A 12,284-nucleotide genomic window follows, 5' to 3' on the forward strand; every position below is an offset into this window, starting at 1 on the left:
CAGTAACGTAATTTTGTCACGTATTGCATTTCTCACATTGTGTCCCCGAGGTTGAAACCACGGGCTATATTTTAACCGTTTTAATAAGAGGCCAAAGGCCTCAAAGCATCACCATAGGGCAACGCCCTATGATTTTTCATAAACCTGCATTATAAAGCCCTGAAAGGGCGTAAGCAATTACGTGACGATTAATGCTTACGCCCTTTCAGGGCTTTTTTACTTCTTGCTATTTGCTGTCACTGGGCGTTGCCCTGTGTTCATGATATGAGCCTTTAAGGCTCTTATAATCTATGAGCTAACTCATAACAACTCATAGATTATAACTTATAAAACTCCTTCGCATTTTCAAACCAAATCTTATTCTGGTCATCAATCGAAAATTCAGCAATATAATCTTCCAAAGTTTTCACTACTTCATGATAATCAGAAGCTACATTAAGAACCGGCCAGTCTGATCCGTACATTAATTTATCAACTGAAAAATTTTCAAAAATCACATCTAAATACGGTTTTAAATCTTCTGGTTTCCAGTTTTTCCAATCGGCTTCTGTTACCATTCCTGAGATTTTGCACCAAACATTGTCATATTTTGCGATTTCTTCGATTCCTTTTTTCCAAGAATCAATACTTCCTGATTTAATATCTGGTTTCGCAATATGATCAATTACAAACTTTTGGTTTGGAAAATCTTTAACCAAACATATTGCAGCCGGAAGTTGTCTATGAAAAATTAAAATATCGTAAGTATAATTAAATGGTTGTAAAGCTGCGATTCCTCTCCTGAATTCTGCTCCATCCATAAAATCATCCGCTTCGCCTTGAACTACATGTCTAAACCCTTTTAGTTTTTTTTGATCTGAAAAGAATTGCAAACGTCCCTCGATATTTTCATTTCGCAAATCGATCCATCCTACAACTCCTTTTATAAAATCATTTTTAGCAGCTAAATCCAATAAAAAATGGGTTTCTTCTTCCGATTGGCTTGCTTGAACCGCAACACAGCCTTCAAACTCATTTTCTTTTAATAATGGCTCAAGGTCTTTAGGAAGAAAATCTCTTTGAATATTCTGCATCGTTTCATCAATCCAGCTGTCTCGAACGGGGTCAAACTTCCAAAAGTGCTGATGGGAATCTATTCTTTTACTCATAACTTTTTAATTAACATCGCTGATTAATGCACGATCTAAATGTACGTAACCTCCATCCACAAAAACAAATTGTCCTGTAGTATGCGACGATTTTTCTGAAATGATGAAAAGTGCCGTATCTGCAATTTCTTCTGTTTTGGTCATTCTTCCTTCAAACGGAATGCTTTTGTTGATTTTCTTTAAAACCGTTTCACCATCAGGCAATGTTTTAATCCAATCTTCGTAGGCCGGTGTGTAACTTTCTGCAATAATAATTGCATTCGAGCGAATTCCATAATGAATCAAATCGACAGCCCATTCTCTTGTTAATCCCAAAACTCCACCTTTGGCAGCAGCGTAACCAGAAGTTCCGCCTTGCCCTGTTAAAGCGACTTTTGAACCAATATTTAGAATATTTCCTTTGGATTCCTTTAAATATGGAAGCGAATATTTAGCCAATAAAAAGTAACTGACAACATTCAGTTTCAAAGAATTCATAAAATCCTCGTAGCTTGAATCTAGTCCTGCTCCGTCATTTACGCCCACATTATTGATTATAGCGTCAATTCTCCCATATTTAGCTCCAATTACTTTTACAGCATTTTCCATTGCCACAGGATCGGTTACGTCAGTCTGCACAAATAATGAATTAACGCCTCTTTTTTGAAGTTTTTCCACGTATTCGAAACCTCTTGCGTTTCTATCAACCAAAACCGGAATTGCACCTTCATCCGCTAATCTGTTAACGATTGTTTCTCCGATACTGCCTTCTTTTCCAGCCGAACCAGAAACGACAACTATTTTATTTTTTAAGTTTAAATCCATTTTGTGGGTATTTAAAAGTTATCAAGCAAACCTAACAGGTTTTAAAAACCTGTTAGGTTTCTCTCCTAATCTATTTCAATTAACGCTTTGATTACATTATTTTTAGGATCAATCAAGTTCCCGAAATCAGTAATCATTTCATCAAAACTAGTTCTGTGTGTAATGTATTTTTTAGGATCTATTTTTCCTTCTTTCAAACATTTCATCACATATTCGAAATCTTCAATAGTCGCATTTCTGCTGCTCATTAAAGTCGATTCTCTTTTGTGAAAATCAGGATGACTGAAACTTAATTCTCCTTTTTGAAGTCCAACCAAAACAAATCTTCCGCCATGCGAAATATAATTGAAAGCACTGTTCATCACTTTCTGGTTTCCAGTCGCATCAATTACCACATTTGCCATATCGCCATTGGTCAATTCAGCTAATTTTTGAGCCACGTCATCGTTCAACGGATTAATCGTTTCATCAGCATTTAGTTCCGTTTTACAGAAATTTAATCTATAATCGTTAATGTCCATTACAATTACCTTTGCTCCAGCAATTTTAGTAAACTGAATCAAACCAATTCCAATTGGACCTGCTCCCATAACCAAAACCGTATCCGTTGGTTTTACAGCCGCTCGTCTTACTCCGTGTGCTGCAATTGCCAAAGGCTCCACCAAAGCCAATTCATCATAATCTAAACCTTGACCGTGCAGTAAATATTGTTCAGGAATCGAAACATATTCAGCCATTCCGCCATCAATGTGAACGCCGAAAACTTTAATATTTACACAGCAGTTTGTTAATCCGTTTCTGCAGGCAACACATTTTCCACAGTTAAAATATGGAATAAAAGTCACTTTATCACCTGGTTTAAAACCTGGAGCATTTCCTTTTACATATTCTGCAGCCAATTCGTGGCCTAAAATTCTTGGATATTCAAAATAAGGCTGAGTGCCGCCAAAGGCATGAATATCTGTTCCACAGATACCAATTCTTTTAATTTTCAATAAGACTTCACCTTCTTTTGGTTCTGGAATACTGGTTTCTTTTAATAGAAATTCCTGCGGTTTTTCGCAAACAATGTATTTCATTTTATACTTTCTTTAATTTTATTTTGATAAGCAATTGCTTTCCATCTACTTGTTCCTAAATGGCAATTCTTTCATTTAGAAATTCAAAATTCTTCAAAAAAGAACAAAGCAAAACTAATAAATGTAAAAATTACAATTACAAAAATACCTTTTAAAAATTAATATCCGAGATATATTTTATTTTCAACCTATTAATATAACTAAACTTTAAACTTTTATAACATATTTTAAATGGTTTGTAAAAATTATATCAATAATTATCACTTTATGCAAAAAAGATTTCTTAAAAAGAAAGGATTTCTTGCCCATTAAAATCTAATTCCTACTTTTGTAATTGTAATTTTTACATTTATTAATTCAATCGATTACATTATCCAAAACTTTTAGATAAAATGATAAAATTAAAAGGCATAACTTGGAACCATACAAGAGGTCTGCTTCCGATGGTTGCGACATCGCAGCGTTTTACTGAACTACATCCTAAAGTTGAAATTTCTTGGGAAAAAAGAAGCCTACAAGAATTTGCCGATGCTTCAATCGAAGACCTAGCCAAAAGGTTTGATTTATTGGTAATTGATCATCCTTGGACAGGTTTTGGAGCGCAGACCAAAGCGATTCTTCCGTTATCTCATTATTTATCTCCAGCATATATTAAAGATCTAGAAATTAATACCGTTGGAAAATCATACGGAAGTTATGTTTTTCACGATAAATTATGGGCGTTGCCAATTGATGCAGCGACTCCTGTTGCCTCTGCACGATTAGACCTTTTGAAAAAAAATAATTTAGAAGTTCCAAAAACTTACGACGATTTATTGGCTTTAGCTAAAAAAGGTTTAGTGGCTTTTGCTGGAATACCAGTTGACGTATTGATGAGTTTTTATATGTTTTGCTGTAGTTTGGGTGAAGCTCCTTTTCTTTCTGAAGAAAAAGTGATTTCTGAAGCTACTGGAATCAAAGCGCTTCAAATGTTTAGAGAGTTGGCTCAATTGATTGATCCTGCTAACTTTAATCGTAACCCAATTCAAGTTTACGAAGCTATGGCCAATTCAGACGAAATTGCGTATTGCCCATTTGCTTATGGCTATTCTAACTATTCCCGCATTGGCTACAGCCAAAACCTTTTACATTTTTATGATTTAGTTCGTTTGAATGATAATCCAATGATTTCTTCTCTAGGAGGAACTGGTTTGGCTGTTTCTTCATTTAGCGAACATAGTGAAACTGCCATAAAATATGCTGAATTTACTTGTTCGTCACAAGTACAGCAGAATATTTATACGGATAACGGCGGTCAACCGGGACATTTGCAAGCTTGGAAAAGCGAGAGAATTAATGGTGTAACGCATGATTATTTCAAAAATACACTTCCTGCGTTAGAGCGTGCTTTCCTTCGTCCAAGATATTACGGACATATGTATTTCCAAGATCATGCAGGAGATGTGGTTCGCAATTATTTGATGAATGGCGGAGACGAATTAAAAGTATTGGAAGAAATGAATTCGCTTTACGCGGAATCTCAAAAAATACAAACCGTATGAGGCCTTTAGAAGGATTAATTGTTCTGGAATTCTGCCAGTTTTTGGCAGGACCTTCGGCTGGATTAAAACTGGCTGATTTGGGCGCACGCGTTATCAAAATTGAGCGGCCAATAAAAGGCGAAGCATGCAGGCAATTGAGCATCAAAGATTTATTTGTAGACGACAGCAGTTTGCTTTTTCATACGATTAATAGAAATAAAGAATCTTTTGCAGCCGATTTAAAAAATCCTGACGATTTGGTTTTGATTAAAAAACTAATCGAAAAGGCTGATATTATGACTCATAATTTCAGACCCGGAGTTATGGAGAAAATCGGTTTAGATTTTGAAAATACTTTAGCTATAAATCCGCAGATTATTTACGGAACCATTACAGGTTACGGAAATGAAGGTCCGTGGGCCAAAAAACCGGGACAAGATTTATTATTGCAATCGCTTTCTGGATTAAGCTGGCTGAGCGGACGCAAAAGTCAAGGTCCAGTTCCGTTCGGATTGGCTGTAGCCGATTTAATGTGCGGCAATCATTTTGTGCAAGGTATTCTGGCTGCACTTTTAAAAAGAGCCAAAACTAAAAAAGGAGTTTTGGTAGAAGTCAGTTTATTAGAATCTATTCTCGATGTACAATTTGAAGCGATAACTTCTTTCTTAAATGATGGCGGTCAATTGCCTGAACGTGGCAATATAAAAGGAAGCGCGCATGCTTTTTTAAGCGCGCCTTACGGAGTTTACCAAACGCAAGACGGCTATTTATCTCTTGCAATGGGCGATTTAATTTTCATTGGAAAAACGTTAGGATTAGACTTAAACTCTTTTGCGGATAAACATCTTTGGTTTGAAAAAAGAGACGAAATCAGAACCATTTTAAGTGAGAGAATTCAAACCCAAACTTCTGATTATTGGATTGAAATCCTGCAAAAAGAAGGCATTTGGTGCGGAAAAGTTTTCAATTACGAAGAATTAGACAATCAGCCTTTTGTAAATGAATTACAGCTAAAACAAACCGTGAAAAATTCGGATGGCGAAACTTTAGTTACCACGAGAAGTCCGATTCAATTAGACGGCGAAATTTTATTAAGCGAAAAAGCAGCACCAAAAGTAGGTCAGGATAATTTGAGCATACAAAAAGAGTTTATTCGAGTTAAATAAAACTCAACAGCTTAAATTAAAATCTTTCTAATCTGCTTTAATCTGTGTAAATCTGCGTGAAAAAATCTATGCGCAAAAAGTATTTCACGCAGATTTAAAAAGATTTGAGCAGATAAAATTAGATTTTTAATTGTTGAGTAAAAACGATTAAACAAATAACCAATTAAACGGTTAAACGAATAAAAAAATGAAACCATTAGAAGATTATTTAATTATAGATTTCAGTCAGTTTCTTTCAGGGCCTTCAGCAAGTTTGCGTTTGGCTGATTTGGGAGCACGCGTGATAAAAATCGAAAAACCAGAAACGGGAGACATCTGCCGTACTCTATATACTTCTGATTTGATTATGAACGGCGAATCTTCGGTTTTTCATACCATCAACAGAAACAAAGAATCTTTTGCGATTGATTTTAAACAGCCTGAGGAACTTCAAAAATTAAAAAAAATATTAGCAAAAGCCGATGTGGTGATGCATAATTTCAGACCTGGAGTTATGGAACGCATCGGATTAAGTTATGAGGAAGTTAAAAATATTAATCCGAATGTAATCTACGGTTCAATTTCGGGTTTTGGAGAACATCCTGATCTGAAAGATTTACCGGGCCAAGATTTGCTTTTACAATCTTTAACGGCTTTAACCTGGTTAAGCGGCAATCAGGAAGATGGTCCAGTTCCAATGGGATTATCAATTGTAGATATGCTTGCCGGAGCACATTTAGCACAAGGAATTTTAGCGGCTTTATACAGAAAAGCAACTCATAATATGGGAGCGCAAGTTCAAGTGAGTATGCTGGAATCAGCTTTTGATTTTCAGTTTGAAACGATAACCACTTTCTTTAATGACGGCGGTGAACTGCCTGTTAGAACTAAAATCAACAATGCGCACGCTTATTTGGGTGCGCCATACGGAATCTACAAAACCAAAAACGGTTATTTAGCATTAGCTATGGGCTCGATTCCAATTTTGGCTTCATTACTAAAATGTGATGCTTTATTAGCTTTCCCTGAAAATAAATTTACGCTTAGGGACGAAATCAAAAATATACTTGCCGATCATTTGCAAACTCAGGAAACACAGTTCTGGCTAGACATTTTAGAACCCGCAGACATTTGGTGCGCAGGAGTTTTGAACTATCAACAGCTGTTTGCTGAAGATGGATTTAAAGTTTTGAATTTTACGCAACAAGTCGAAATGCTTGATGGATATACGTATGAAACAACACGCTGTCCGATAAAAATTGACGGGGAATATTTGACTTCTGGAAAAGGTTCGCCAAAACTAGGTCAGGACAATGAGAAAATTATTAAAGAATTTATAGACTGCTGATGGAAAAAATTAGAATCGCCGTTCGAAAATTCGATCCCTTCGAAAGTACTCTTCAAAAATTATGGGATGCTTTCTGCCTTCAAAATAATATCAAAATGGAAGCAGAAATGATTCCGCTGGAACTTCATGATTTATATGAAACTACCATTTCAGAAAAAGGTCTAAAAGAAGGAAAATGGGATATTGCCCATATTAATACCGATTGGATTTTTGATGCTGTAAACGAAAATGCGGTTCTAAATTTATTTTCACTAATTGGAGAAAATCCGCCAGAAAATTATCCTTTTGGCTGGCATAAATCGCTATTGCATTTGCAAAAATTAAGTAACGGCATTTACGGACTTCCATTTCACGACGGACCGGAATGTCTGATTTACAGAAAAGATTTATTCGAAAACGAAACCGAAAAAGAGAATTTTAAAAACCAATTTGGCTACGAACTTTCTACGCCAAAAACTTGGCAGGAATTCGCAGAAATAGCCACATTTTTTAATCGTCCCGAACAAAATTTATACGGTGCTGTTTTTGCCAATTATCCAGATGGACATAATATGGTTTTTGATTTTTGTCTGCAATTATGGACACGCGGCGGGTCTTTATTAAACAAAAAAAATCAGATTGACATTCATAATGAAGCAGCGATAAAAGCATTGGAGTTTTATCGAAAAATGGTCAATGACAAGAATGCTGTTCATCCAAAATCGAGAGAATTTGGTTCGGTTGAAGCGGGCTTGGCTTTCGCCCAAGGGCAAGCGGCAATGGCCATCAACTGGTTTGGATTTGCCTCTATGGCGGAAGTAATCGAAGAATCCAAAGTAAAAGGAAAAATCGATATAACTTCCCTCCCATCTGATCCTGGTTACAAAACAGCCTCTTTGAATGTATATTGGCTGTACACCATTGGTTCTGGAAGCAAACACCAAAAATTGGCATACGTTTTTTTACGTTTTGCCACAACACCAGAAAGCGACAAATTATTGACAACAGAAGGCGGAATTGGATGCCGAAAATCGACTTGGAAAGATGAAGAAATTAATACTTTAATTCCTTTTTATCACAAACTGGAAATGCTTCATGAAAATGCACTGACACTTCCACAAACGCCAATTTGGCCCAAAGTAGCTGAACTTATTGACGGTGCGGTTTTAAAAGCGATTGAAACCGATATTTCTTCTGAAATACTTTTAAAAGAAACTCAGGAAAAAATTAGCAAATTAAGTCAAGGAACAACATTACACAGCTCTGTCAGAAATTAAACTTGACAGATTCAATTTCAAAATATAGAACAAATGAATATTCCCTATAAACCTTTACTTCCTCAAACAGAACAGCCCATTGTAATTATTGGAGCGAGTGGTATTGTAAAAGACGCGCATCTTCCTGCTTATGAAATGGCTAGTTTTAAAGTTTTTGGCATCACCAATAGGACCATTTCAAAAGCTTATGATTTGCAAAAAGAATTCAAAATCGATCATGTTTTTGAAACTGTTGCAGACGCTGTAAAAAATGCGCCATCAAACGCTGTTTATGATATTACGGTACTACCAGATCAATATATTGAAATTTTAGAACAATTGCCTGACGGAGCAGCAGTTTTGATTCAGAAACCCATGGGAAATGATTTAGCTCAGGCACGTGAAATCGTGGAAGTCTGCGAAAGAAAAAATCTCGTAGCAGCGATTAACTTTCAATTGCGTTTTGCTTCTTTTGTAAGTGCAGCCAGATACTTGATTGATCAGGGCATTATTGGCGAATTATACGATTTAGAATTCAAAGTAACTGTAAATACGCCTTGGGAGTTATTTCCTTTAATTAAAGAACATCCAAGATTGGAGATTCTTTTCCACAGTGTACATTATATTGACTGCATTCGTTCTTTCTTAGGAAATCCGAAAAGCGTTATGGCAAAAACAGCCAAACATCCACTAAAAAAATTATCATCAAGCCGATCTACAATCATTTTGGATTATGGCGAAGATAAACATGTTGTAATCAATACGAATCATGATCATCACTTTGGTCCAAAACATGAAGAAAGCTACATCAAATGGGAAGGAACAAAAGGTGCTGTAAAAGCAAAAATGGGCTTGTTGATGAACTATCCTGATGGTCTTCCAGATATTTTTGAGTATGCTTTGCCCAAAAAAGATAACGAAAATGAATACGAATGGACAGAAGTAAAACTGGAAGGCTCGTGGTTTCCTGAAGCCTTTATAGGTGCGATGTCTAACCTAATGCGTTACAAAGAAGGCTCTGACAAGATATTATCTGCAAGTGTTCAAGATGTTTTAGGGACGATGAAAGTTGTAGAAGCTTGTTATGAAAGTAATAAAAACGGCGGAATTTCTTTTGATGAAGTGTAATTAAAACACTATATTTCAAAACCAAAAAACAAAATTTAAGTCCTCTTCAAAACAAACCTGATTTTGAAATCTATTTGAAAGAGCTGACAAACAAAAAGAATAAATTATGTATTTCAAATCAACTTTTTTCGAAGATTATCAGATCGACGACAAACGAGTAACTTTAGGCAGAACCATCACAGAAACTGACTTTGTAGTTCACGCAGGACACACTGGAGATTTCTTTCCGCACCATATGGACGAAGAATGGTGTAAAACACAGCCTTTCGGACAAAGAATCGCCCACGGAACCATGGTTTTTGCCATCGGAATTGGATTAACGGCTTCTGAAATCAATCCTGAAGCTTTTTCAAGAGGATATGATAAAATGCGTTTTGTAAAACCCGTTCATATTGGAGATACGATTCACTCCGAAGTTACCATTTCTGAAAAAGGTGAAGCCAAAAATCCAGAAATGGGAGCTGTCACAGAACACGTAGAAATCATTAACCAAAGAGGAGAAGTGGTTTTGGTTTGTGATCACCTTTTATTTGTGAAAAGAAAATCTTAAACATTAGCTTTAAAAACAATCTCGCAAAGTCGCAAAGACGCAGAGTTAAAAGTAAAACTATTTAAAACTTTGCGATTCTGCGACTTTGCGAGAACCACTAAAAAACAACTTAAACTATCACACTAATGCAAATTACAAACCAAGCCGGCGATCAACATGAAGTGCCAACAGAAGGCGGAAATCAAAAACAATATCTGCTTCCTTTTATTCTCGTTACATGCCTATTTTTTCTTTGGGGAATGGCCCATAATCTTGATTCTGTATTAATTCCACACTTAAAGAAAGCGTGCGAATTAAATAACCGTCAATCTACTTTAATTGATACTTCTGTATTCTTTGCCTATTTTATTATGGCAATTCCTGCGGGAATGCTGATTAAGAGATTTGGATACAAAAACAGTATTATAACTGGATTATTAGTATTTGCCTTTGGAGCATTTTTATTTGTTCCCGCTGCTAATACCAGAACTTATGAATTATTTTTATTTGCTCTATTTGTAATTGGCTGTGGTTTAACTATTTTAGAAACAAGCGCGAATCCATACGCTGCTATTTTAGGGCCAGCAGAGTCATCTTCTAAAAGATTGAATTTAGCAGCTTCTTTCAACGGACTGGCTGCCATGGTTGCTCCTATTGTTGGCTCCTTATTTATTCTTTCAGGAACCAATCATACAAAAGAACAAATGGATGCAATGCCAGAGGCAGAAAAAGCAGCTTACTTATTGGGTGAAGCGGCTTCTGTAAAAATGCCCTATATCGTATTAGGAAGTATTTTAGTTTTAGTTGCGGTTATATTCTATTTTGTGCAATTGCCTTCAATGAAAGCTACTCATGCCGAAGCTGAAATCAAACCTGGATTTTTCTCTGTTTTAAAATTCAGACATTTAAGCTGGGGAGTTATTGCTCAATTCTTTTATGTTGGTGCGCAAGTTTGCATTACTAGTTTTTTTATCCGTATTGCACAGCAAGGAGCAGGATTGGACGAAAAAACAGCAGGGTATTATTTAGGTGTTTACGGTTTTCTTTTTATGGCAGGACGTTTTATTGGGACTTTCTTTTTGCGTTTTGTAAAAGATTATGTTTTATTGTCAATTTACTGCGTAATAAGTGTTTTACTTTGCTTAGTAGCGATTTACGGTTCTGGAATTGTAGTAATTTATGCTCTTGGAGGAATCGGGTTCTTTATGTCTATTATGTTCCCTACTATTTTTTCTTTAGGCATTAAAGGCCTAAAATCAAATACAGAAACAGGTTCTTCGTGGCTGGTAATGTCAATTGTTGGAGGTGCTATTATTCCATACGGAATGGGAACTTTAATCGATATGAATCATGATGATATTCAGTCAGGATATATTATCCCATTAGTTTGTTTCTTGATTATTCTTTCTTTTGGGTCGTTTGGCCACAAAGTGAATACGGTTTCAGAATAGTTTTTTAAACCGTAAATTACACAACAGATTTAACCAGTAATAATCCTTAATCTGTGACAGAAAAAATAAAATTCATGAATACTTTGTCTGGCTTACCATCGCTTAAGTATTAGCTATTAAAGAAAAAAACGCCTCCAATCGGAAGCGTTTTCTTTTTTGTGTTATGTCTAAGAATTAATGTTTTTTACCATTACCGTGACCATTTCCTCCTTTATTATTTCCTTTCTCATTTCCGTAATGGTTTCCGTTGTTGCCTTTAGGTTTTTCTCCTCTATTTTTTTGAGGCTTTCCGTGATACCCTTTCGGATAGTTGGCTCTATGTTTAGCATGATACTTATAAGGTGCATCTCCTTTATAATCGGTCAAAACTACTTTGTAACCAGAATACAAATCATAGTTTCTATATCGTGATGGCAAGCTTCTTTCACGAATCCATCTTCCGCTGTTGTCGTAAATGAATACGCTTTGATTTATATCATAATACACATCAATGTCTGGCAAATAATAATATCTGCTGCTGTCATATCCTTGCGGTCCCCAATTTGGAGGAGTACCAATATTTACATTAACTGATACCTGTGCCTGAGCGAAAAAAACACTCATAAAAAGCACAGAGGCAAATACTAACTTTTTCATGTTCTTAAAATTTAAATGTTAATTTAGTAGATATTAATCGAAATTAATGCCAAAATTTAAGATTCGAGCATTCAATTATATAAATGTACTAAACAAATCGACGAATAGTGTTTTTTAGACGATGTATTTTATCTCTTTCTTATTCTGTTGGTCGATATAAAAAGATTAATAGCTGAAAAAAAGATAGAAATATTGATAAAAGAAAAACGCCGCATTTCTGAGGCGTTTTATTGTCATGTTTTGTAGTGATTATACTGAACT

Annotated in this window: 11 protein-coding genes; 7 read left to right on the forward strand and 4 right to left on the reverse strand. The window is 35.6% G+C overall.

Annotation, left to right across the window (positions count from 1 at the left end):
- Positions 1–317: 317 nt before the first annotated feature.
- From BLP44_RS18650 to BLP44_RS18660, 3 genes are all read right to left on the reverse strand, one after another.
- Positions 318–1,148 carry an amidohydrolase family protein gene (locus tag BLP44_RS18650; protein ID WP_091135116.1) on the reverse strand — a complete coding sequence of 277 codons (831 nt, stop codon included), beginning with the start codon at positions 1,146–1,148 and terminating at the stop codon, positions 318–320.
- Positions 1,149–1,154: 6 nt separating this feature from the next.
- The gene (locus BLP44_RS18655) at positions 1,155–1,952 is read right to left on the reverse strand and encodes an SDR family oxidoreductase (RefSeq protein WP_091135117.1); all 798 of its coding nucleotides are present in this window, start codon (positions 1,950–1,952) and stop codon (positions 1,155–1,157) included.
- A 65-nt stretch (positions 1,953–2,017) separates the two neighbouring features.
- Positions 2,018–3,031: a zinc-binding alcohol dehydrogenase family protein gene (locus tag BLP44_RS18660; RefSeq protein WP_091135119.1), complete on the reverse strand. Its 1,014-nt coding sequence runs from the start codon at positions 3,029–3,031 to the stop codon at positions 2,018–2,020.
- A gap of 392 nt (positions 3,032–3,423) precedes the next feature.
- On the opposite strand from BLP44_RS18660, the gene BLP44_RS18665 reads away from it, so the two are divergent.
- From BLP44_RS18665 to fucP, 7 genes are all read left to right on the forward strand, one after another.
- Complete coding sequence (locus BLP44_RS18665) at positions 3,424–4,572, forward strand: ABC transporter substrate-binding protein (RefSeq protein ID WP_091135121.1); 1,149 nt, start codon at positions 3,424–3,426, stop codon at positions 4,570–4,572.
- Entirely contained in the window at positions 4,569–5,717 is a 1,149-nt protein-coding gene (locus BLP44_RS18670) for a CaiB/BaiF CoA transferase family protein (protein WP_091135123.1), read from the forward strand. Before BLP44_RS18665 ends, BLP44_RS18670 begins: the two co-directional genes overlap by 4 nt.
- 187 nt (positions 5,718–5,904) lie before the next feature.
- Positions 5,905–7,044 (forward strand): CaiB/BaiF CoA transferase family protein, encoded by a 1,140-nt coding sequence (locus tag BLP44_RS18675; protein ID WP_091135124.1) that lies wholly within the window; start codon positions 5,905–5,907, stop codon positions 7,042–7,044.
- The gene (locus BLP44_RS18680) at positions 7,044–8,300 is read left to right on the forward strand and encodes an ABC transporter substrate-binding protein (protein ID WP_091135127.1); all 1,257 of its coding nucleotides are present in this window, start codon (positions 7,044–7,046) and stop codon (positions 8,298–8,300) included. The genes BLP44_RS18675 and BLP44_RS18680 overlap by 1 nt, the downstream gene beginning before the upstream one ends.
- Before the next feature lie 33 nt (positions 8,301–8,333).
- Entirely contained in the window at positions 8,334–9,407 is a 1,074-nt protein-coding gene (locus tag BLP44_RS18685; RefSeq protein ID WP_091135129.1) for a Gfo/Idh/MocA family protein, read from the forward strand.
- Between the two features lie 106 nt (positions 9,408–9,513).
- Complete coding sequence (locus BLP44_RS18690) at positions 9,514–9,957, forward strand: MaoC/PaaZ C-terminal domain-containing protein (protein WP_066034300.1); 444 nt, start codon at positions 9,514–9,516, stop codon at positions 9,955–9,957.
- A gap of 125 nt (positions 9,958–10,082) precedes the next feature.
- On the forward strand, positions 10,083–11,387 hold the full coding sequence (fucP, locus tag BLP44_RS18695; RefSeq protein ID WP_091135131.1) for an L-fucose:H+ symporter permease: 1,305 nt from the start codon (positions 10,083–10,085) through the stop codon (positions 11,385–11,387).
- Positions 11,388–11,561: 174 nt separating this feature from the next.
- On the opposite strand, the gene BLP44_RS18700 is transcribed toward fucP, so the two are convergent.
- Positions 11,562–12,023: a hypothetical protein gene (locus BLP44_RS18700; RefSeq protein ID WP_066034299.1), complete on the reverse strand. Its 462-nt coding sequence runs from the start codon at positions 12,021–12,023 to the stop codon at positions 11,562–11,564.
- Positions 12,024–12,284: the final 261 nt, after the last annotated feature.

The sequence above is a fragment of the Flavobacterium anhuiense genome, assembly GCF_900101855.1.
Classification (GTDB): Bacteria; Bacteroidota; Bacteroidia; order Flavobacteriales; family Flavobacteriaceae; genus Flavobacterium; species Flavobacterium anhuiense.

Coding starts and splice junctions, on each gene's coding strand:
- BLP44_RS18650 (WP_091135116.1), bottom strand. CDS start 1,148: ATGAGTAAAAGAATAGATTCCCATCAGCACTTTTGGAAGTTTGACCCC.
- BLP44_RS18655 (WP_091135117.1), bottom strand. CDS start 1,952: ATGGATTTAAACTTAAAAAATAAAATAGTTGTCGTTTCTGGTTCGGCT.
- BLP44_RS18660 (WP_091135119.1), bottom strand. CDS start 3,031: ATGAAATACATTGTTTGCGAAAAACCGCAGGAATTTCTATTAAAAGAA.
- BLP44_RS18665 (WP_091135121.1), top strand. CDS start 3,424: ATGATAAAATTAAAAGGCATAACTTGGAACCATACAAGAGGTCTGCTT.
- BLP44_RS18670 (WP_091135123.1), top strand. CDS start 4,569: ATGAGGCCTTTAGAAGGATTAATTGTTCTGGAATTCTGCCAGTTTTTG.
- BLP44_RS18675 (WP_091135124.1), top strand. CDS start 5,905: ATGAAACCATTAGAAGATTATTTAATTATAGATTTCAGTCAGTTTCTT.
- BLP44_RS18680 (WP_091135127.1), top strand. CDS start 7,044: ATGGAAAAAATTAGAATCGCCGTTCGAAAATTCGATCCCTTCGAAAGT.
- BLP44_RS18685 (WP_091135129.1), top strand. CDS start 8,334: ATGAATATTCCCTATAAACCTTTACTTCCTCAAACAGAACAGCCCATT.
- BLP44_RS18690 (WP_066034300.1), top strand. CDS start 9,514: ATGTATTTCAAATCAACTTTTTTCGAAGATTATCAGATCGACGACAAA.
- fucP (WP_091135131.1), top strand. CDS start 10,083: ATGCAAATTACAAACCAAGCCGGCGATCAACATGAAGTGCCAACAGAA.
- BLP44_RS18700 (WP_066034299.1), bottom strand. CDS start 12,023: ATGAAAAAGTTAGTATTTGCCTCTGTGCTTTTTATGAGTGTTTTTTTC.